The sequence below is a fragment of the Streptomyces sp. NPDC006207 genome, from assembly GCF_040613835.1.
Lineage (GTDB): Bacteria > Actinomycetota > Actinomycetes > Streptomycetales > Streptomycetaceae > Actinacidiphila.
Genome location: NZ_JBEXSX010000005.1, coordinates 96,271 through 116,674, shown reverse-complemented (window position 1 = coordinate 116,674; position 20,404 = coordinate 96,271). Strand labels below are relative to the sequence as shown.

General features: G+C 73.9%; 18 protein-coding genes. 7 read left to right on the top strand and 11 right to left on the bottom strand.

Features of this window, described 5'->3' with window-relative positions:
* Positions 1 to 78 precede the first annotated feature (78 nt).
* The 3 genes from ABZ312_RS05605 to ABZ312_RS05595 are packed head-to-tail and all read left to right on the top strand — an operon-like array spanning position 79 to position 3,222.
* Positions 79 to 1,962 (top strand): AbeC-like domain-containing protein, encoded by a 1,884-nt coding sequence (locus tag ABZ312_RS05605; RefSeq protein ID WP_500436561.1) that lies wholly within the window; start codon positions 79 to 81, stop codon positions 1,960 to 1,962.
* Entirely contained in the window at positions 1,959 to 2,330 is a 372-nt protein-coding gene (locus ABZ312_RS05600) for a hypothetical protein (protein ID WP_500436559.1), read from the top strand. Before ABZ312_RS05605 ends, ABZ312_RS05600 begins: the two co-directional genes overlap by 4 nt.
* On the top strand, positions 2,323 to 3,222 hold the full coding sequence (locus ABZ312_RS05595; protein WP_500356834.1) for a SecDF P1 head subdomain-containing protein: 900 nt from the start codon (positions 2,323 to 2,325) through the stop codon (positions 3,220 to 3,222). The genes ABZ312_RS05600 and ABZ312_RS05595 overlap by 8 nt, the downstream gene beginning before the upstream one ends.
* Before the next feature lie 63 nt (positions 3,223 to 3,285).
* On the opposite strand, the gene ABZ312_RS05590 is transcribed toward ABZ312_RS05595, so the two are convergent.
* The 4 genes from ABZ312_RS05590 to ABZ312_RS05575 are packed head-to-tail and all read right to left on the bottom strand — an operon-like array spanning position 3,286 to position 7,981.
* Positions 3,286 to 4,401: a hypothetical protein gene (locus tag ABZ312_RS05590; protein ID WP_500326635.1), complete on the bottom strand. Its 1,116-nt coding sequence runs from the start codon at positions 4,399 to 4,401 to the stop codon at positions 3,286 to 3,288.
* Positions 4,402 to 4,404: 3 nt separating this feature from the next.
* Entirely contained in the window at positions 4,405 to 5,361 is a 957-nt protein-coding gene (locus tag ABZ312_RS05585) for an N-acetylneuraminate synthase family protein (RefSeq protein WP_500326633.1), read from the bottom strand.
* On the bottom strand, positions 5,358 to 6,644 hold the full coding sequence (locus ABZ312_RS05580) for a cytidylyltransferase domain-containing protein (RefSeq protein WP_500326631.1): 1,287 nt from the start codon (positions 6,642 to 6,644) through the stop codon (positions 5,358 to 5,360). The genes ABZ312_RS05585 and ABZ312_RS05580 overlap by 4 nt, the downstream gene beginning before the upstream one ends.
* Positions 6,645 to 6,673: 29 nt before the next feature.
* Positions 6,674 to 7,981 carry a DUF6716 putative glycosyltransferase gene (locus ABZ312_RS05575; protein ID WP_500326629.1) on the bottom strand — a complete coding sequence of 436 codons (1,308 nt, stop codon included), beginning with the start codon at positions 7,979 to 7,981 and terminating at the stop codon, positions 6,674 to 6,676.
* A 187-nt stretch (positions 7,982 to 8,168) separates the two neighbouring features.
* Between ABZ312_RS05575 and ABZ312_RS05570 the strand changes: the two genes are divergently transcribed.
* Together ABZ312_RS05570 and ABZ312_RS05565 are read left to right on the top strand one after the other, a co-directional pair.
* Positions 8,169 to 9,149: a glycosyltransferase family 2 protein gene (locus ABZ312_RS05570; RefSeq protein WP_500356833.1), complete on the top strand. Its 981-nt coding sequence runs from the start codon at positions 8,169 to 8,171 to the stop codon at positions 9,147 to 9,149.
* A complete protein-coding gene (locus ABZ312_RS05565) occupies positions 9,149 to 10,501 on the top strand; it encodes a polysialyltransferase family glycosyltransferase (RefSeq protein WP_500436557.1) in 1,353 nt (450 codons plus the stop codon). The genes ABZ312_RS05570 and ABZ312_RS05565 overlap by 1 nt, the downstream gene beginning before the upstream one ends.
* Positions 10,502 to 10,576: 75 nt before the next feature.
* Here ABZ312_RS05565 and ABZ312_RS05560 read toward each other — a convergent pair whose 3' ends face one another.
* On the bottom strand, positions 10,577 to 11,236 hold the full coding sequence (locus ABZ312_RS05560; protein ID WP_500436555.1) for a TetR/AcrR family transcriptional regulator C-terminal domain-containing protein: 660 nt from the start codon (positions 11,234 to 11,236) through the stop codon (positions 10,577 to 10,579).
* Positions 11,237 to 11,302: 66 nt separating this feature from the next.
* On the opposite strand from ABZ312_RS05560, the gene ABZ312_RS05555 reads away from it, so the two are divergent.
* Positions 11,303 to 12,763 carry an FAD-dependent monooxygenase gene (locus tag ABZ312_RS05555; RefSeq protein ID WP_500436553.1) on the top strand — a complete coding sequence of 487 codons (1,461 nt, stop codon included), beginning with the start codon at positions 11,303 to 11,305 and terminating at the stop codon, positions 12,761 to 12,763.
* Between the two features lies 1 nt (position 12,764).
* On the opposite strand, the gene ABZ312_RS05550 is transcribed toward ABZ312_RS05555, so the two are convergent.
* A complete protein-coding gene (locus tag ABZ312_RS05550) occupies positions 12,765 to 14,345 on the bottom strand; it encodes an acyl-CoA mutase large subunit family protein (RefSeq protein ID WP_500436551.1) in 1,581 nt (526 codons plus the stop codon).
* Positions 14,346 to 14,469: 124 nt separating this feature from the next.
* Here ABZ312_RS05550 and ABZ312_RS05545 point away from each other — a divergent pair, with 124 nt between their 5' ends.
* On the top strand, positions 14,470 to 15,351 hold the full coding sequence (locus ABZ312_RS05545) for a L,D-transpeptidase family protein (protein ID WP_500356831.1): 882 nt from the start codon (positions 14,470 to 14,472) through the stop codon (positions 15,349 to 15,351).
* Here ABZ312_RS05545 and ABZ312_RS05540 read toward each other — a convergent pair.
* The 5 genes from ABZ312_RS05540 to ABZ312_RS05520 all read right to left on the bottom strand — a co-directional run bounded on the left by ABZ312_RS05540 (position 15,342) and on the right by ABZ312_RS05520 (position 20,154).
* Positions 15,342 to 15,767, bottom strand: coding sequence for an SRPBCC family protein (locus tag ABZ312_RS05540; RefSeq protein ID WP_500326615.1), 426 nt, complete (start codon positions 15,765 to 15,767; stop codon positions 15,342 to 15,344). The genes ABZ312_RS05545 and ABZ312_RS05540 overlap by 10 nt on opposite strands.
* Before the next feature lie 327 nt (positions 15,768 to 16,094).
* Entirely contained in the window at positions 16,095 to 17,141 is a 1,047-nt protein-coding gene (locus ABZ312_RS05535) for a hypothetical protein (RefSeq protein WP_500436549.1), read from the bottom strand.
* Positions 17,138 to 17,770, bottom strand: a complete 633-nt coding sequence (locus ABZ312_RS05530) for an RNA polymerase sigma factor (RefSeq protein WP_500436547.1) — start codon at positions 17,768 to 17,770, stop codon at positions 17,138 to 17,140. The genes ABZ312_RS05535 and ABZ312_RS05530 overlap by 4 nt, the downstream gene beginning before the upstream one ends.
* A gap of 51 nt (positions 17,771 to 17,821) precedes the next feature.
* A complete protein-coding gene (locus tag ABZ312_RS05525) occupies positions 17,822 to 18,349 on the bottom strand; it encodes an RNA polymerase sigma factor (protein WP_500326828.1) in 528 nt (175 codons plus the stop codon).
* A gap of 239 nt (positions 18,350 to 18,588) precedes the next feature.
* Positions 18,589 to 20,154, bottom strand: a complete 1,566-nt coding sequence (locus ABZ312_RS05520) for a beta-N-acetylhexosaminidase (RefSeq protein ID WP_500356827.1) — start codon at positions 20,152 to 20,154, stop codon at positions 18,589 to 18,591.
* Between the last annotated feature and the right edge of the window lie 250 nt (positions 20,155 to 20,404).

Genomic DNA, 20,404 nt, shown 5'->3' with positions numbered 1-20,404 from the left:
TTTCCCTCTTGCCGCGCCTTTCGGGAGCTCGCCGGCGGCCACCAGACTGGTGTGACGAGGGGAAAAGGGGTGGGGCGTGTGACATCGCGATACCCGGGCGCCGGGAGCACGGGGGCCACCGGGGACACGGAGGCGTACGGCGCGGACGGCGGAGGTGCAGGCGGCGGAGGTGCAGGCGGCGGAGGTGCGGGCGGCGGCACGGCCGCGGTGCCGCCGCCCCGCCCCGGGCACGCGCCGCGGACGCCGCAGGGGGCGTCCTCGGCTCCCTACGGCGCAGAGGAGGACTGGAGCGCGTCCACCCGCTACATGTGCGCGGGGGCGCGTCTGGACGAGGGCTTCGCGCGCCGCGTGGTGCACGCGCTGCGGCACGAGCGGTACCGGGCCTGCGCGCCCTCCTACGGCGTCGACCTCGACCGGGTCGGCGCCCACGCCGAGCAGACCCTGCGCGACCTGCGCAAACGGGATCTGGCCGTCGGCGCCGTCTTCGTCCTCTCGCTGCTGGTCGCCCCGGTGACCACCCTCGCCTACTGGTTCGCCACCGCCTTCCTGCCCGGGGGCGGCACGCAGACGGGCTCGGTGCTGCCGAGGCGGCGCCGGGTCCGGGAGGGGCGGCGCGACCCGGCCGTCATGGCGGTGCTGCGGGCCCTGGCGGTGCAGCTCGCCGTCCTGCTGGCGGCCTCGTGGCTCGGCGCGCTGGTGCCGTTCTGGCCGAGCGCCGGACCGGTGGTGACCTTCCTGCTGACGCTGGTGCTGCTGATCGGCTGCCCGTGGCTGTTCACCTGGGAGCAGCGCAACGCGGCGTGGAAGGCCATCCGTGAGCAGCTGACCCGTGAGGCCTTCCGCTCCCCCGCGGAGGATCCGCCCCGCGACCCGGACGCGGCGGGGCTGCCGCAGTCCTCCGTGGGCGGCGACGCCAACCTGGTCGTCTACAGCGGCTACCGGCCCTTCGTGGGTGCGGGCGACGAGGTCACCTCGTGGTCCTTCGCGATGCGGCTGACCCCCGAGGGCCACCAGCCGGGCTCCGGGCAGGAGCCGCCGCCGGTGCCCTTCGACACGGCCGGGCTGATCCGGCGGATGGCCGACGACCTCGACGCCCTGCGCGCGGCCGCGGCCTCCCCGGTGGACCGGATCCCCGGCCTGGAGGTCACGGAGAAGGTCTTCGTCCACGGCACGGAACTGCGGCAGAACGCGCTGTACGGGGAGGCGGTGTTCTGGCCCGGCGCCGCGGGCCACTGGCCGCCCGAGGGCAGGCCGGCCGACCAGCTCTCCTCGGAGCGGATCGCGGCGGCCCGGGGCGTCGTCGACGGCCCCGTACGGCACTGCCTGGCCGCGCAGGTGCGCAGTTGGGGGACGGACCTGGTGCTGTCGGTCTTCGTCCAGACCGCGGTGAGCGGGGCGACGCTGTACCTGCAGGCCAACACCCTGGTGCTGACCCCGGTCCGGGAGGCCTACCGGGTCGCCGACTCCGTCTCCCGTCCCGAGGAGGCCGAGGAGGCGGCGCCCGGACTCGCGGACGCGCTGCTGCTCAGCCGCTCGGTGCTGATGTCCGCGCTGCCCGACGCCTATGCGGAGCTGCGCGCCCCGGCCCGGCGCGAGCGCGCCCTGGCGGCGCAGCGGACGGCGATCACGGACGACCGGCGCTATGACTTCGGGGCCAGGATCAGCCTGCGCGAGCTGGCGTCCTCGCACACCTACCGCGACTTCTTCCAGAAGGTGGACGTCACGCGGATCGGCAAGCAGATCGAGCTGCAGATCCTCGGCACGCTCGCCGAGTTCCTCGCCGAACACGGCTTGGACCGGGGCGACCTGACGCAGCATCGGAACGTCATCCTCAACCAGGGGATCATGATGACCGGCGGCTCCATGAGCGGCAGCATCGCGGCGGGCTCCGGTGCCGCCGCGATCTCCACCGGCGTCCGGCAGCCCGCGGCGGGGACGGGCAGCGAGGGGGGCGCGAAGTGACGCCGCAGGATCCGGCTCCGCAGGTCAACCACGGCATCGTGATCGCGGGAGACGCCCGGGTCAGCGACTCGGCCCTGGCCGCCGGGCGCGGGTCGTCCGCCCGCAAGGACGGCACGGACGCCGAGGCTCTGCGCGCGGCGCTCGCCGCGATCGGCGAACTCCGCCGCCGCCTGGACGCCTTGGAGGGCGCCGAGGCCGCCGGGGAGGAGGCCGGCGCCCTGGCGGACGACCTCACGGCGGAGGAGGTGGACGGCCGCCGGGTGGGCGAACGGCTGACCCGGCTGCGGGCCCTCGTCGGCGACGCCACCGCGCTGAGCGGGCTGGTCACGGCGGTGCACGAGAGCGTACGGGCCATCACCGGTGGGTGAGCGTCCGCGCCGTGGGCGGTCGATGGTGGCGCTCGCGGTCTGCTGTGCGGCGCTGGCGGCGGCATGCTCGCTGCCGGGGGACGGCGAGGGGGCGGGCAAGTCCGCCGACGGCCCCCGTACGAAGGCGGTGTTCGCCCCGCGTGATCCCGTGGACGCGGCGCGGCTGCGGCAGATCGCCGACCTCATGGGGCGGCGCGCCGAGGGTTTCGGCTACGAGGACGTCACCGTGGAGGCCGGCGCGGGCCGGGTCACCCTCTCCCTGCGCGGAGGGAGCGAGCGGGAGATCGCCTCGCTGGGGAAGCCCGCGGTCCTGGTCTTCCGGCCGGTGGTGCTGCTGGAGGCCTCCGGCACCGGCTCGCCCGCGCCCCCGTCCGGATCCGGGACGGGTCCCGGCCCGGGCACCGGCGGCTCCGCTCCCGGTGGCGCGGAGTACGCCGCTCTGGACTGCTCGGCGCCCGCCCAGCGGGTCGACCACCAGCAGGGCGACGCACGGTGGGCCGTAGCCTGCGCCGAACGGGCCGAGAGCGGCACGTGGACGAAGTACCTGCTCGGACCCGTCGCCCTGGGCGGCACCGAGATCAGCGAGGCGGAGGCCGTACTCGACACGCGGAACGCCACCGGATGGCAGATCCGGATGACCTTCGGCAACAGCGGCGCACGGAAGTTCGCCGACCTCACCGCGCGTCTGGCCACGCAGCTGAGCCCGGCCAACCAGTGCGCGATGGTGCTGGACGGCGCGGTGCTGTCGGCGCCGCTGGTCAACTCGGCCATCACCGGCGGCACCGCCGTCATCACCGGCAACTACACCCGCAGCTCCGCCGGCCGGCTCGCCGCCCAGCTGGGCACCGGCGGTCTGCCGACGGAGATGGAGGTCGTCTCCGTGACGCACTGACCCGCCGGCGGAACGGGCCGGCGGGCCGGTGCGGGTCGGTCTCGTCCGCCCTGCCGGACGGGCTCAGTTGACGGCGGCCGTGCCCGAGGCCACCGAGGCGAGGCCGTGCAGGTCGCGGGCGCTGCCGGTGATCCCGGACAGGAAGCTCTGGGCCCGCGGCGAGGCCCGGTCGGTCAGCCACTCCGGATCGACGTCGCAGACCCTGATCTTGACTCCGGTGCCCTCCAGGGCGAGCGGCAGGGTGTGCACGACCGTGGAGGGGAAGCTCAGGACCGTGTGCCCGATCGGGCCACGGCGGGCGATCAGTTCCAGCGGCAGGTCGGGCCGGACGATCTGCAGCCCGGTCTCCGCCGAGAGCCGGTGCAGCTTGTCGGCGCTCTCCCGGCGGTGCGCGAAGTAGCGGGTGGCACCGTGCGCCCGGGTCAGGGCGGCGACGGCGGTCAGGTAGCGCTCGGGGTCGACCACCCCGGTCTCCACGAGGGAGGTGCCCACGATGTCGGTGCCGGCACTGATGGTGGGCGGGCCGAACCGTGCCCGTGTCCAGGCGAAGCGGTTGGTCCGCAGCGCCATTCCGGGGGGAGGCGAGGCGGGCATCGAGCTGAACAGCTCGACCCGCCGCCCGGCGCCTGGGGTGAGTCGGCGCCGGGCGGCTGAGGCGAAGACGCCGAAGGCGGCGTCCACCGGCGACAGCCGGCGGCCGCTGCGGTGCCAGCGGACGAGCCGGGCACCCCTGGCGAGGAGTTCGGTGAACTCCATGGTCGCCGTGCCGTCGTCCACGACGGTGATCTCCTTCGCCCGGCTGAGCGGCAGGAGCACCTGCACCAGCCGGGAGAAGGGGTCGCCGAGGACGACCCGCCCCGCGGCCCGCAGGGCCGGGGTCAGTTCGACGGCGGTGCGCAACAGCGAACCCCGGGAGGAACGGGCTTCGCACCAGCGCACCGTGATGCCCTCGTCCATCGCCAGCTCCGTCATGCGACGGAGCTGGCCACGCGTCATGGGGTCACGCGGGGCGAGGGCGACGATGGTGAGCGGCCGCCCGGGCGCCGCCGGGCCCGGGACGGCCGTGGCCGTCCCGGGCCGCGGCGTGGGCACCGCGGGCGGGTGAACATGCGCCCACTCCAGCACGTTGAGCAGCTGAACGGGGCTCTCTACGAGTGCCAGAGTGCCGCTGTCGCTCATGGATCAGGCCGACACCGACTGCGGCTCGGCCGCGGCGGCCGCCTGCGCCGCCTCCTGCTCGGCGATGACGCCGGGCACGCGGCGCAGCTTCTTCATCGGGCCGAGCTCGCCCTCGTAGACCTTCTTGACACCGTCGCCGAGCGCCTGCTCGATGATGCGGATGTCGCGGACCAGGCGGTCCAGACCCTGCGGCTCGACGGAGGCGGCCTGGTCCGAGCCCCAGTTGGCGCGGTCGAGGGTGATGTGGCGCTCCACGAAGACCGCGCCGAGGGCGACGGCCGCGAGCGTGGTCTGCAGGCCGATCTCGTGGCCGGAGTAGCCGACCGGCACGTTCGGGAACTCACCCTGCAGGGTGTTGATCATCCGCAGGTTGAGCTCCTCGTGCTTCGCCGGGTAGGTCGAGGTGGCGTGGCACAGGATGATGTTCTCGCTGCCGAGCACCTCCACCGCGTGGCGGATCTGCTTCGGGGTGGACATGCCGGTGGAGAGGATGACCGTCTTGCCGGTGGCGCGCAGGGCGCGCAGCAGCTCGTCGTCGGTCAGCGAGGCCGAGGCGACCTTGTGGACGCGGACGTTCTCGAACTTCTCCAGGAACTCGACCGAGGGGACGTCCCACGGGGAGGCGAACCAGTCGATGCCCTTCTTGGTGCAGTACTCGTCGATCGCGCGGTACTCGTCCTCACCGAACTCCACCTTGTGGCGGTAGTCGATGTACGTCATGCGGCCCCAGGGGGTGTCACGCTCGATGTCCCACTGGTCGCGCGGGGTGCAGATCTCCGGGGTGCGCTTCTGGAACTTCACACCGTCCGCGCCGGCCTCCACGGCCGCGTCGATCAGGGCGAAGGCGTCCTCGAGGGAGCCGTTGTGGTTGATGCCGATCTCGCCGGTGACGTAGACGGGCTGGCCGGGGCCGACCAGGCGGTCGCCGATCGGACGAAGGCGGGCGTTGGTGGTGGTCACTGGGAGAGTTCCCTTCGGGAAAGTGAGGGGCCGAGGATCCACGAGGCGATCTCGCGGACAGCTCCGCGTCCTCCGGGCATTGCGGTGACGGAGCGGGCGGCGTCCTTGACGATGTCGTGCGCGTTGGCGACGGCCGTGGGCCAGCCGACGAGCGCGAAACAGCCGAGGTCGTTGACGTCGTTGCCGACGTACAGGACCCGCTCGGGGGCGATTCCTTGCTCCTCGCACCACTGCTTGAGTGCGAGGTCCTTGCGGTCGATGCCGTGGAGCACGGGGACCTTGAGCTTGCGGGCCCGCGCGGCGACGACCGGGTTGGTCTCCGTGGACAGGATCAGGACGGGCAGGCCGTTGTCGCGCAGGGCGGCGATCCCGAGCCCGTCACCGCGGTGCACGGTGACGGCCTCGCGTCCTTCGGAGTCGACCAGCACCGTGTCGTCGGTCTGGGTGCCGTCGAAGTCGAGTACGACCGCGTCGACGTCGTCGCGGGTCGGGTGCGCCGGCGCCTCGGGGGCGGTCTCCGTCGCGGGGTCGAGCAGCGGGGCCAGGGCGCGGGCGCGGGCCAGGTCGTCCGGCTCGTCGATCTCCAGGACCTTGGCGGGGTCGGTCCGCACCAGCGCGGTGTGGCCGAAGAAGCGGTGCTTCGCCTCGCGGAAGCCCGGGACGCGCATCGCGTAGGCGGCGCCGGTCTCCAGCAGGTCCTGCGGGCGGTCCTGGCGACGCGGGCGGTGGGCCTTGTCGTGGTTGACGCCGTAACCGCCGGTCGCGGCGGCCACCGTCGTACGGGACCGGCCGCCCTCGGCGGCCTCGTCGGCGGCCGCGGCGGCGGCGCCGATCTGGTCGGCGGCGTCACGCCAGATGAAGCCGTGGAAGGGGGCCACGGTCACGGCCGTGTCCGCGCCGTCCTCAACGATCGCGGCGACCACGCCGTTGACGTCCTCGGTGGTGATGAACGGGCTGGTGCACTGGACGAGCAGCACCACGTCGGCGCCGCGCCCGGTCATCGCCTCGTGCGCGTCCATCGCGTGCAGGACCGCGGCCTCGCTGGTGGCGGTGTCCCCGGCGATGGCGGCCGGGCGCAGGACGACCTCGGCGCCGGCGGTGCGGGCCGCGTCGGCGATGGCGGGGTCGTCGGTGGAGACGACGACGTCGGTGACGAGGCCGGCCTCCCGGCAGGCGCGCACGGCGCGGACGACCAGCGGCACGCCGCCGACGGGTGCGAGGTTCTTGCCGGGTACGCCCTTCGAGCCGCCGCGGGCGGGAATGACGGCCAACACCGTTGGCATGGTGGCTCCTTGCGATTTGGGGGGCGGGTTCACAGCTGGCCCCACCTGCGGATCACGGGCGCGACGCGCTGCACGCCCTGGCGGTACGCGGCGCGCGCGGAGTTGCGCGCGATGTCGCGCACGGCCCGGCGCAGCGGGCTGGGCTCGGTGGGCTCGGTCGCGGCGCCGGGCAGCGGCTCGCCCTTGGGGTCGAGGCCGTGGCGGGCGAGCACGCCGGGCAGGTAACCGGGCGCGGTGGTGGTCGTGTAGTACGGCGCCAGCGGCGGGAGCACAGGGGCGGCGGTCAGTTCCGTGACGCGCTCGCGCACGGCACGGAAGGGGTCGCCGTCGGAGGCGATGCCCTGGCTGCGGGCCCACTCGGGGTGCACCCTCGGCACCTCGCCGGAGTCGATCTGGTCCCAGGAGGCGTAGGCGCCGGAACCGAGGAAGTGGTGGTTGCCGAGCGCCTCGCGGATCCCGAGGTCGGTGAGGACGGCCGTGGGGATGCCGCGGTGCATGGACTCCAGCGCCGCCGTCGAACTCACCGTGACCAGCAGGTCGGTGCGGTCCAGGACTTCGCCCATGTGCCCGTAGACGAGCTTGAGGTTCTTCGGCGGGTCCAGCTTGGCCACCAGCTTCTGGTACGGCTGTTCCTCGATGTGCGTGGTGTGCTCGCCGGGCTTGCTGCGCAGCTTGACCAGCACCTCGCGCTCCGGGTGGAAGCGCGCGTGGTCCACCGCGCGGCCCAGCAGGTACGTGCGGTCCCTGCGGCTGTCCGGCACGGAGGGCTGGACGGCGAAGACCACGGTGAACGGCCGGTCCGCGGAGGGCTCGTAGGGCTTGCCCTCCAGGAAGGGCAGGGCGGTCTCCACGACCGTCCCGGCGTCGGTGCCGACGCCCTCGTAGACGTCGCGGAAGCGCTGCGCGTCGTGGGCGCTGTTGGCGAGCACGGCGTCGGCGCCGGCCCGCAGCAGGAGCCCGTCGGCGAGCTTCTCGTAGACGACCCCGACGTAGCCGGTGACGACGACCGGACGGCGGGGGGTGCCCTGCCAGGCGCGGGCGAGTCCGTGCAGCATGGCCTGGACGGTGCCGCCGACGCAGGAGAGCACGACGACGTCCGCGGTGTCACGGGAGGTCCCGGCCAGGAACTGCGCCGCCGTGACCTCGCGCATCGAGTCCGCGGGGATGCCGACCTCGGCGAGCTGGCGCTCGGTCGGGGTCGCCCGGCCGCGGAGCAGGCGGGCGTCGAGCCGCGCCTCCGGGGCGATGCGGCGCGCCGTCAGCGCACCCCATTTCCATCGGGTGTCCGAGTCGGCGAGGACGGTGACCCTGATCGGGTCGGCGGTACTTGCTGGCACGCCGCAGACGCTAGGAATGCATTCCGAGCGGGTCTCCAACGCAACGCCAACGGACGGTTAACAACGCGCCGCCGAATGGGGAATCGGCCGCCCCCGACGGCGGATTCATGATTCCGCCATCTCCCGTTCACCTTGGGGTGGGGAAGGCGTCAGGGTGGGGGACGAGCCGCCCCATAGGGTGCGCGACGTGGTTAAGCTCTCCGTCATCGTCCCGTTCTACAACGTGCAGGATTTCGCTCCTGACATGTTGAGGAGCCTCCGCGCGAATACGCGCGCGGATTTCGAGTTCATTCTCGTGAACGACTGCGCAACGGATGACACCCCGGGAATCCTCGAGCGCGCGCTGCCCGACCTGCCCGGGGCGATACTCGTCTCCCATGAGAGGAACGGCGGGCTCGCCACCGCCCGCAACACGGGCATCGACGCCGCCCGGGGCGAGTACCTGACCTTCCTCGACGGCGACGACTGGCTGGCCGAGGGCTACCTGCCGCGGCTGCTGGAGGCCATCGAGACCCTCGGCACCGACTTCGTGCGCACCGACCACGTCGTCTCCCACGGGCGCAGGCGCACCCTCGCCCGGGTGCCGCACGGCCGCCGCGGGGTCGCCCTCGACCCGCGCGAGGCGATCCTCCCCGCCGACCGCACGACCTCGGTGGACTACCCGTACGCCTGGGCCGGGATCTACCACCGGCGGCTGGTCGACGCGGGCTTGCTGCACTTCCCCGACGGGCTGCGCACCGCCGAGGACCGGCCGTGGATCTGGCGGCTGCACCGCGAGGCGAAGTCCTTCGCGGTCGTCGGCCTGCTGGGCGTCTTCTACCGGCGCGGGGTGGCCACCTCGCTCACCCAGATCGGCGACATCCGCCAGCTGGACTTCATCCGCTCCTTCGACCAGGTCCTCGCCGAGACCGCGGCGGACCCCGACGCGGACCGCTTCCTGCCCAAGGCGGTGCGCACCTACTGCGCGGTGATCGCGCACCACCTGGGCGCCATGGGCCGCTACGAGCCCCGGGTCGCACGGAAGCTGAAGGCGATGAGCGCGGCCGCCCTGAAGCAGATGCCGCAGGAGATCCTGAACGAGGCGCTGGACTCGATGGACATGAAGCGCAGCCTGCTGCTGCGCCGGACACGCAGGCGCCGCGGCCTCGCCGGGGCGGTGGCCGCGTGATGCCCCGTACCCAGGTGTTCCTGGCGTCGACGCTGTTCGGCGCCGCCACGGTGGCCGCCGCGATGGACGCCGGGCTGTTCGCCCCGGCCGACCGCAGGCTGCTGCTGGTCAGCAACAACGCCGCCGTGCCCGAGATCGCGCCGGCGCTGGACACGGCACCGGGCTTCGGGGCGCTGCGCGGCCGCTTCGACCGGGTGCTCTCGTGGAACGACACGATCGCCCCGCTGCACCCCTCCGGGTGGTCCCCGCGCCCCGAGGACGTGCCCCTGTGGGAGCGCCACCTGCGGCGGCTGTGGGACCTCGGCGGGGACGAGGTCGAGCTGGTCGTCGAGTCCCTGCACGTCGACCCGGCCCTGGCGCTGGTGAACGTCTTCCCGGGCGCGCCCGTCGAGGTGTACGCCGACGGCCTCATGGTCTACGGCCCGACCCGGGACAAGCTGGACCCGCTCGTCACGACCCGGGTGGGCCGGCTGCTGCACCTGGACCTGGTCCCCGGGCTGCGGCCGCTGCTGCTGTCGGAGCACGACGTCCCGGCCCGGCTCGTCCCCGCGGAGGCCTTCACCGGCGTCCTGGCGGGGATCGCGGAGCACGCCGCGGCCCCGGCTCCCCTCCCCGAGGGCGGCGCGCTGCTGCTCGGGCAGTACCTGTCGGCGCTGGGCGTCCTCACCGCCGCCGAGGAGGAGGAGCTGCACGTCCGCATGGTGCGCGGCGCCGTCGCGGCGGGGCACCGCACGGTGGTCTTCAAGCCGCACCCGACGGCGCCCGCGCACTGGTCGCAGCGGCTGGAGCGGGAGGCGGAGGCCCTGGGGGCGGAACTGACCGTGGCCGGGGCGTCCGAGCTCGCCGAGGTGCTCTTCCTGCGGACCCGCCCCCGGCTCGTCGTCGGCTGCTTCTCCACCGCGCTGTTCACCGCGTCCGCCCTGCACGGGCTGCCGGTCGCCCGGGTCGGCACGGAGCTGGTGCTGGACCGGCTGACGCCGTACCAGAACAGCAACCGCGTGCCCGTCACGATCGCCGACCGCCTCCTGCCGGACCTGGAGGACCGGACGTACCGCGAGGCGGCGGAAGCCTGGCGGCCGCCGACGGCGGAGCGGGTCGAGCGGGACCTGACACCGCTGGTGCGCGCCGTGGGCTACTGCATGCAGCACCAGACGTACGCGCATCTGCGGGACGAGGCGGTCCGCTACCTGACGGACGGCCTGGACACCGGCACCTGGCGCTACTTCAAGCGGCGCCGGCTGGCGTCCCTGGCGCTCCCGGGGGCGGTGCCGTCCCAGCTGGCGTTCCTGCCGGCCAATCCGGCCGTGCGCAGGGTCGCACGGCGGATCAGGCATGTGACGTCCCGCGGCTGACCTCGGGACGTCAGGGCCACGGGGGCCGGCGCGGAGGTCGCGCCGGCCCTCCGCGCGCTGATGGCCGCGCGGTGACTACCGCGCGCCGTCCGGGGCGAGGGTCCGCTCGATCCCCGCGACGAGGACCCGCAGACCGGTCTCGAAGCGCGCGTCGTAGTGGTCGAACATCTCCCGGCCGGCCTCGCCCACCAGCGGGAACTCCCCGCCGAGACGGGCCTGCCGCTCGTCGGTGTCGTAGCGCGGGTCGCGTCGGCCGGGCAGCGGCTGCACGGCCTGCTCCTCGATCACGAAGCCGATGGTGAAGGTGTACGCGGTGAACCACGCGTTGAGGGCGTCCTCGACGCGGAACCCCTGCTCGACGAAGGCACCCAGGTAGCGCTCCAGGGCGCCCGCGTGGCTGTCGTCGGTGAGGTGCGTGCCGCTGAAGACCTTGGCGCCGTCCCGGTAGGCCAGCAGGGCCGCACGGGTGCCGCGGCAGGCGGTGGCGATCCAGTCCCGCCAGTCGGAGCCGGGGACCTCCTGGCCCATGCCGCGCTCCAGCATCTGCCGCAGCATGCGGGTGGCCATGGCGTCGAGCAGGGCCTGCTTGTTGGCGAAGTGCCAGTACAGGGCCGGTGCCTGCACCTGGAGCTCCTTGGCGAGCCGACGCAGGGTCAGCCCTTCCAGCCCCTCCTCGTTCAGCAGGCCGAGGGCGGTCTCCACCACCTTGTCGCGGTCCAGTCGCGTCGCTGCCACGTGCCCATCCTGTCCGTCCGTCGGTACCCCTTGACAATTTAACACCGTTAAGGGAACCCTCGGGACATGGAACTTAACAGTGTTAAGGAAACCGGCGTCCTGATCGTCGGGGCCGGCCCCACCGGACTCGCCCTCGGCGTCGACCTCGCCCGCCGCGGCGTGCCCGCGCTCGTCGTGGAGCGCTCCGACCGGCTGTTCCCCGGCTCACGGGGCAAGGGCCTGCAGCCCCGCTCGCTGGAGGTGCTCGACGACCTCGGTGTGGTCGGCTTCGTCCTCGCGTCGGGCGGCCCCTACCCGCAGGGCCGCGTCTGGCAGGACGGCCGTCCGGTCCACGAGTGGGAGATGTTCGAGCGGGTGCCCGCCACCTCCGCCGCCCCGTACGGCGCGACGTGGATGGTCCCCCAGTGGCGCACGCAGGAGATCCTGCACGCGCGGCTGCGCGAACTGGGCGGCTCGGTCCGCTTCGGCGCCGGGCTCACCGGTCTCACCCAGGACGCGGACGGCGTGACCGCGGAACTGGCCGACGGCACGACCGTACGGGCGGCGTACCTGGTCGCCTCCGACGGCGGGCGCAGCGCCGTGCGCAGGGCCCTGGGCATCGCCATGCACGGCGAGACCGTCGACCCCGCCCCGATGCTCGTCGCCGACGTGACGCTGACCGGCCTGGACCGCGAGCACACCCACGTGTGGCGGGGCCCGGACGGCACCGGCGCCGTCGCCTTCCCGATGGGCGGCACCGACCGGGACTTCCAGTTCGTCGCGACGTACCCGGCCGGCGCGGAACGCCCCGACACCTCACCGGACGGGGTGCGCAAGACCGTCGAACAGCGCACCCACCTGTCGGCCGACGACGTGCTCGAGGTCATGTGGAGCTCCGACTTCCGGCCGCGCGCCGCCCTGGCAGAACGCTTCCGGGAGGGCCGGGTCCTGCTCGCCGGGGACGCCGCCCACATCCACTCCCCCGCGGGCGGCCAGGGCCTCAACACCGGCATCCAGGACGCCTACAACCTCGGCTGGAAGCTCGGCCAGGTGCTGCGGCACGGCGCCGCGGCCGAGCTGCTGGACAGCTACGAGCAGGAGCGGCTGCCGGTCGCCGCCGACGTCCTCGGCATGAGCACGCACCTGCACCGCAGCACCATCAGCCGGGGCCGGCCGATGAACCAGCGGGGCGCCGAGGTCCACCAGCTCGGTCTCGGCTACCGCGACGGCCCGCTCACCGCCGAGACCCGCGAGGGCCTCGCCGAGGACGCCCTGCGGGCCGGGGACCGCGCGCCCGACGCACCCCTGTCCGGCGACGGGCGGCTCTTCGACGTCCTGCGCGGCCCCCACTTCACGGTGCTGGCCGTCGGCACCGAACCGCCCGCGGCGCTGCCCGGCTTCGCCCGCGCGCACCGCGCGGGGGCCGGCAGCGCGGTCCACCGCGGCTACGGCGAGGGCCTGTTCGTGGTCCGCCCGGACGGCTACGTCGGCCTCGCCACGCGCGACCCGGAGCGCGTCACCGCCTGGCTCGCCCGCTTCGCCGGGTGATTCAGAAGACGTCCGAGGGGACGTACGTCCCCCAGACCTCGCGGAGCGCCTCACAGACCTCGCCCACCGTGGCCCGGGCACGGAGCGCGTCCCTCATCGGGTACAGGACGTCCTCCGTGCCCTCGGCGGCCTTCCGCAGCGCGGACAAGGCCGAGTCCACGGCCCGCCTGTCGCGTCCGGCACGCAATGCGGCCAGCCGCGCCACCTGCGCCTCCTCGATCGCGGGGTCGACGCGCAACGGCTCGTAGGGCTCCTCCTCCCCCAGCTGGAAGCGGTTGACGCCGACGACCACCCGCTCCGCGGAGTCGGTCTCCAGGGCGATCCGGTAGGCATTGCGCTCGATCTCGGCCTTCTGGAATCCGCGTTCGATCGCGCTCACCGCCCCGCCGAGCTCCTCCACCTTGGCCATCAGCTCCAGCGCGGCCGCCTCCAGGTCGTCGGTCATCGACTCCACGACGTAGGACCCGGCGAAGGGGTCCACGGTCGCCGTCACGTCGGTCTCGTACGCCAGGACCTGCTGGGTGCGCAGCGCGAGCCGGGCGGACTTCTCGGTGGGGAGCGCGATCGCCTCGTCGAAGGAGTTGGTGTGCAGCGACTGCGTGCCGCCCAGCACCGCCGCCAGCCCCTGGACGGCCACCCGCACCAGGTTCACCTCCGGCTGCTGGGCGGTCAGCTGGACGCCCGCGGTCTGGGTGTGGAAGCGCAGCATCCACGACCTGGGGTTCCTCGCCCCGAACTCCTCGCGCATGACGCGGGCCCAGATGCGGCGGGCGGCACGGAACTTGGCGACCTCCTCCAGCAGCGTCGTGCGCGAGACGAAGAAGAAGGACAGCCGGGGCGCGAAGTCGTCCACGTCCATGCCCGCGGCGAGGGCGGTGCGGACGTACGCGATGCCGTCGGCGAGGGTGAAGGCGATCTCCTGCGCGGGCGAGGCGCCGGCCTCGGCCATGTGGTAGCCGGAGATGGAGATGGTGTTCCAGCGCGGGATCTCGGCGCGGCAGTAGCGGAAGAGGTCCGCGACCAGCCGCAGCGAGGGCTTGGGCGGGAAGATGTACGTGCCGCGGGCGATGTACTCCTTGAGCACGTCGTTCTGGATGGTTCCGGTGAGCCGGTCCGCGGGCACTCCCTGCTCCTCGCCGACCAGCTGGTACATCAGGAGCAGCAGGGCGGCGGGCGCGTTGATCGTCATCGAGGTGGAGACCCGGTCCAGCGGGATGCCGTCGAAGAGCACCCGCATGTCCTCGACCGAGTCGACGGCCACGCCGACCTTGCCGACCTCGCCGTGGGCGAGGGGGGCGTCGCTGTCGTGGCCCATCTGGGTCGGCAGGTCGAAGGCGACGGACAGGCCCGTGGTGCCGTGGGCGATCAGCTGCCGGTAGCGCGCGTTGGACTCGGCGGCGGTGCCGAAGCCCGCGTACTGGCGCATCGTCCAGGGCCGGGTGGTGTACATCGTCGGATGGACACCGCGGGTGTAGGGGTAGCCGCCCGGCTCACCGAGCCGTTCGCCCGGGTCCCAGCCGTCCAGGGCGTCGGGGCCGTAGACGGGCTCGATCGGCAGACCGGATTCGGACTCGCGTGCCATGCGTCATGCCTCCAGCGACTCGGCCCCCTTTCCTCAGTGTGCGGCGAACCGTGACCGGGCCGGTGCAACTACATGCCGGGGAAATCAGTCAAAGGGTGTACCGACTCATCTCCAGGGGGACGAAGTGGCACTCATATCCGTCACAAGAACACGCGCGGCGGCCGCGGCCGCCGCGCTGCTCACCGGGGCCCTCCTCGCCGGCTGTACGGCCCAGGCGAGCGAGCCCACCGCCAGGGCCTCCGTGGCACCGGACGCCGCGGGCCCCACGGCGAGCCCCTCCGGGAGCCCGAGCACTGCGCCGGGCAGCGGCTCCCCCTCGCCGACGGCATCGCCGTCCGCCACGAAGAAGCCGGAGGCCGACCGCACCCCCCGCCCGGTCGTCGTGATCGCGCGGGGCAGCAGCAGCGCGAAGGTGCGCGAACTGCAGGCGCGGCTGAAGCAGCTCGGCCTCTTCGGCCGCAACCCCACCGGCTACTACGGCGACGTCACCGCCTCCGCGGTGCGCACCTTCCAGTCCCGCCACAAGCTGCCCGCCTCGGGCACCGTCACGGACAGGACCTGGGCGAAGCTGCGCTCGGTCACCCGGCAGCCCACGCGCGGCGCCATGTACCCGCCGACCAGCAACCCGGTGGCGAAGCTCGACCCGCGCTGCATGACCGGCCGCGTGCTGTGCGTCAGCAAGACCAGCCGCACCCTGGCCTGGGTGGTGAACGGCAAGGTCGTCTCCGCGATGGACGTCCGCTTCGGTTCCCAGTACACGCCGACCCGCGAGGGCACCTTCAGCGTCTTCGCCAAGAGCCGGAACCACGTGTCGACGATCTACCACACGCCCATGCCGTACGCGATGTTCTTCAGCGGCGGCCAGGCGGTGCACTACTCGGCCGACTTCGCGGCCCGCGGCTACACGGGGGCCTCGCACGGCTGCGTCAACGTGCGCGACCGCGCGAAGATCTCGGCGCTCTTCGACCAGGTGCGGATCGGCGACAAGGTCGTCGTCTACTGGTGACCCCGGGCCAGGAGCCCGTCCAGCGCCCGCCCGAACAGCAGCCGGCCGGCCCACGCGGTGGGCCGGTCGAACGCCCCCGGCAGCGGGCGCACCCTCAGGTCCTCGCGCCACACCACGCGTGAGCCCCCCTCCTCCCGCGGCCACACCTCGATCTCGGCCCAGCCGAGCACGGTCCGGCCGCGCTTCTCCAGCCGGCACCGCCCGGGACGGCCCGCGTCCGGCGGCTCCCAGCGCACGATCTCCATGGGGTCGTCGACGGCCATCCGCCCGAGTCCGGTGCGTGCCGTGAACGACCGCTCCCCCGTGACGACGGCGGTGGTGAACGGCACCAGTTCCGCGTGGCGTTCCCAGTCGGTGACCCGGCGCCAGGCCTCGGCGGCGGGGAGCGGGCAGTGCCGCTCGATCCGGAAGATCACGTCGTCGAGCCTACGCCGCCGCCCCTGCGGCACCACGTGAGGACGCGGGCGGAGCGGGGGGAAAGCGCTCCGCCCGCGTCCCTCGTTGGGGGCCCGATACGGGGGGACCGGGCGACCCCTCGACCGATGACCAGTCGGTCTACTGGTTAAAGCGCCCGGCAGGCCGAAAGTGTCACACCCCGCACCCGCCGCGCCCGGGAGCGCGGCCGGGAGGGAGAGCTGCCCGGCCGCGCTCGGGTGCGGACCCATGGGCACGGGAAGTGCCCGGATCCGCGGGGCCGATGACCAGTCGGCCCGTCCATGGGAGCGCGCGGCGGCCGGAAAGTGTCACTCGCCGCCGTGGCCGCCGTGCGGTCCCGGCCGCCCGTCGGACGGTACGACCGGGGCGGACGGTGGCGACGGTGCGGCCTTGGAGGTCGGTACGGACGGTGCGACCGGGGCGGGCCGTGAGGTGCCGCGCGGGCCGTGGCCGCCCTGGCGGTGGTGTCCGCCGGAACGGTTCTTCCAACGGCCGGGGTCCTCCCGGGAGTCGTCGTCGCCCCGCTCGCCCCCCTTCTCGGCCTTGCCCCCGTTCCCCCCGTGCCCGGCGTTCCAGCCGAGCAGATCGGTGCAGTAGCGGCGGACCTCGCGCTGGCCGCCGCCCGCCGCCTTGCGCAGTTGCTTGTAGGCCTGCTCGTCCACGCCCTTGCGGTGCCGGCCGGCCGCGGCGTAGGCCCGGCACAACGCCCTGTGGTCCAGGGCCGGCGTGGAGGACGGCGAGGAGGACAGCGTCCCGGCCGGCCGGCCGGGGAGGACGGTGCCGTGGGTGCCGCCGGTGCCGCCCGCCGGGCGGCCGTGGCCGGGGCCGGGGCGGGAGGTCGGCGGGGCGGTGCGGCCGGGTGACGGCGAACCGCTGTCCGAGGCCGCCGTCGCCCCGCTCTGGGTGTGCACCGGGGCGGGGTCCGGGACGCCGCTGCCGAGCAGGGCCGGCAGCGCGCCGGCGGCGGCCGCCATGCCGACCCCGGCCATCGCGGCGGTCGCGATCAACGTGCCCGTCACCGATCTGGAGTGACGGGCCGTACGGCTCCGCCCGCTCCGGGACACCGCACCAGCGCCCGCGCCGGGCGACCAGTCGTCGGCCGTGCCGAGGCGGACGCCCGCGGTGGCCCCGGTGAGCGCGTCGTCGCCGCGCGCGGCACGGAACGCGGCGAGGGCGGCCTCCTCGCGTTCCGGGTCGAGGGGTGCGGGAGCCGCGGCGGCGGCCAGCAACCCGGCCAGGGCGGCGGCGCGCTCGTCGCGCCAGGCCCGCTCCGCGGGGTCGTCACCGTGAGCACCCCGCAGCAACCGCTCGGCGGTGGCGTCGTCCAGCCAGTCCTGTCCTCGGTTATCGCTCATCTCATGTCCTCAAGCGTTCGGGACGCCGAAAACGTCACACTTGACGACCCGCCGTCGGAATCCAGCAGCTCAGCCAGACGGCGCAGGCCGCGGCTGGTGGCCATGCGCATCGCACCGGGCCTCTTGCCGACGACCTCGGCCGCCGACCGGGAGTCCAGGCCCATCACGACGCGCAGCAGCACCGCCTCGGCCTGGTCCTGGGGAAGGGCGGCGATGGCCGCCAGCGCGGCGCCGGTGCCCACCGCGGCGACCGCCTCCTCGGCGGTGTCCGAGACGGCGGGCCGGTCGAGCAGTTCCTCCACCCCGGCGGCGGCCAGCGGCCGGCGGCCCACCGCCCGCAGGTGGTCCAGCGCCCGGTTGCGGGCGATCCGGGCCGCCCAGCCGCGTACCGCGTCCCCGTCGCCGTGGAAGCCCGGCAGGTCGCGCGCTATCTGCAACCACGCCTCCGACGCCACGTCCTCGGCGTCCCCCGCGCCGACCAGCGAGCGTACGTACTGCAGCAGTTGTGGCTGCACCGCTCGGTACACGAACCGGAAGCCGTCCTCGTCCCCCTCTTGCGCCGCGCGTACCGCGGTCGCCAAATCCACGTGCGGGCCTCCCCCTCGGAATCGCGCACCATACTGCCCCATGATGGGCGCCGGCAGGGCGTCCGGGGGCGGCTACCCGCCGGTCACCAGGGGTCAGGACAGCAGCCGGGAGAGCCGCTTCAGGCCGCGGTGCGCCGCCGTACGGACCGCTCCCGCCCGCTTGCCCAGCACCCGGGCCGCGGACACCCCGTCCAGCCCGACGACGACGCGCAGCAGCACCGCCTCCGCCTGGTCGGGCGGGAGCGAGGCGATCAGGGCGAGGGCGCGCTCGGTGGCCAGCGCCTCCAGTGCACGGTCCGCGGTGTCCTCGGCCGCGGGGAGGTCCAGCAGTCCGGCGTCGAGGGGACGGGCACGGGGCCTGGCGTCCTGGCGCCGCAGGTGGTCCAGGGCCCGGTGCCGGGCTATGGTCGCCGCCCAGCCCCGGAAGCCCGCCCCGTCCCCGCGGAACCGGCCGAGGTCGCGGGCGATTTCGAGCCAGGCCTCGGAGGTGACGTCCTCCGCGTCGTCGCCGACGAGGCCGCGCACGTAGCCGAGCAGCAGCGGCTGGACCAGCCGGTAGACCACCGCGAAGGCGTGCTCGTCCCCACCCTGGGCGCGCCCGACCGCGGCCCCGAGCTCCATGTCGCGGTCGGTCCGCGGATCGTGGCGCCCCCCGTTGCTGGCCACCCTGTCCTCTCGAATCGCCGACATCCTGTACAGCGTGGATTCGCACTGAATCGTCACACCTGTCGGGCCGCCCTGGCGATGGGTGTGACATTTTCGGCCGCGTTGACGCTTTAACAATCAGAAGCGGCCGAAGACGCTCCTGTGGGGGGAGGCGGACTTCGGCCGCTTCACCTGGGGCGGCCGGGTACGGCGGCTCAGCCGGCCCGGTCGGCGAGGGTGCTGAAGTCCTGCCAGCTCAGGACCGGCGGGCCCGGGTCCCAGAGCTTCTGGGTGAGCGCGCGCAGGGGCATCCGGATGCCGGCCGCGACCTCGTCCTCGGTCTGGGCGTCCGCCCGGTCGCACCAGACGGCCAGCCGCGCGCCGAGGATGCGGTCCGGTCCTGCGAGCGCCGCGGGCACGGCGCCGTCCCGGTAGACGACGGCCGGGGTCCACTCCTCGTAGATGCGTCGCCCGCTGGGGTAGGGGAAGTTCTCCGGCGCGCCGAGGACGTAGTACAGGTACCAGGAGTTGAGGTTGAGCAGCTGCCGGCCCTCGCGCAGGAGGTCCTCGGGCAGCCGTCCGCGCAGTTTGTTGCTTGACCAGTAGGCGACCACCCGGTCCGGGTCCGCGGCGACCCGGGCGCCGCCGGAGAAGCCGTCGTTCCAGGCCTCGACCCGTTTGCCGAGCGATCGCAGGGTGGCGGCGCGGTCGTTGAGCCAGCCGGCCGCCGCGTCGGCCACCCCGGCGTCCGGGCCGTAGCGCTCACGCGCGTACGCGGCGAGCTGCGGGAAGGACGTCTCCGGATGGTCGGCCACGAGCGGTCCGTACTCGTCGCCGCCGACGTGCCAGTGGGCACCGGGGAAGAGCGGTGCGTACTCCTTGAGCAGGTCGTCGACGACGTCGGCGGCACCGGGCCGGGAGATGTCCAGCGCCCCGCGCACGGGGGTGCCGTCCACGGAACGCAGCTGGAGGTCCGGGTGGGCGTCGAGCACGGCACCCATGTGACCGGGGCTGTCGATCTCCGGGACGACGGTGATGTGCCGCTGCGCGGCCAGGTCGACGACCGCGCGGATGTCCTCCTTCGACAGGTGCCGTGACGAGACGATCTCGGGGTGGCTGTCGCTCTGGAGGCGGAAGCCCTGGTCGTCGCTGAGGTGGAGGTGGAGCTGGTTGTACTTCAGGTCGCCCAGCTCGCGGACCCTGGCCTCCAGCCATGCACGGCTGAAGTACTTGCGCCCGATGTCGATCATCAGTCCGCGCTCCGGCCGGTCCGGGCGGTCCTCGACGGTGCCGGCCGGCACCCGTCCGGTGGAACGGACCGCCTGGAGGAGGGTCCGCGTGCCGTAGAAGACCCCGGCGTCGGTGCCGGCGCGTACTGTCACCCCGTCGGCCGAACTTGTCATCTCGTACGACTCCGGGCCCGCATTACTCCGTTCGAGTGAAAGCGCAATGTCCCCCGGCTTGGCGGGCCCACTGACGTACGGCCGGCGGAGCTCCTCCGCGAGCAGCCGCGCCTCGTCCTCCACGGCGCTCCCGGCGGGCGCCACCACGCGCGAGCCGGGGCCCGGTACGAAGGCGGCGGTACCGGCGGCAGGGGTGAAGGAACGGACGGCGGGGATCGAGGGGAACCCGGCGGACGTGCTCGCCCGCTCCGTCGGCGGGGCGCCGGGGGCCGCGGTCCCCGCGGGTGCGGCGAGCGCGGGACCGGCCCCGAGCACGGCGCTCAGCACGGCGGTCAGCACGGCCGTCGCCGCGTACGCCGACGCACGTTTCGCCCGCATCTGCCACATGATCCGAATTTATGCCCGCTGTGTGGATCTCGCCGTGCGGACCAGGGGAAGCCGTGCACTTTCGTTCCCGTACGAGTGAAATTCGTGCATCCGTCGTACAGGGCCGAACATAGGCCGATACGGTGGTCGTCACTCGTCGTCCCCCTGTGGTTCACGCCGCGCAGCCGCCTCGCGGTTCCCCCACCTTCGTCACCGTTCCCTCCCAGGAGCCCACCGCTGTCCAGCGACACCCCCGCCCTCC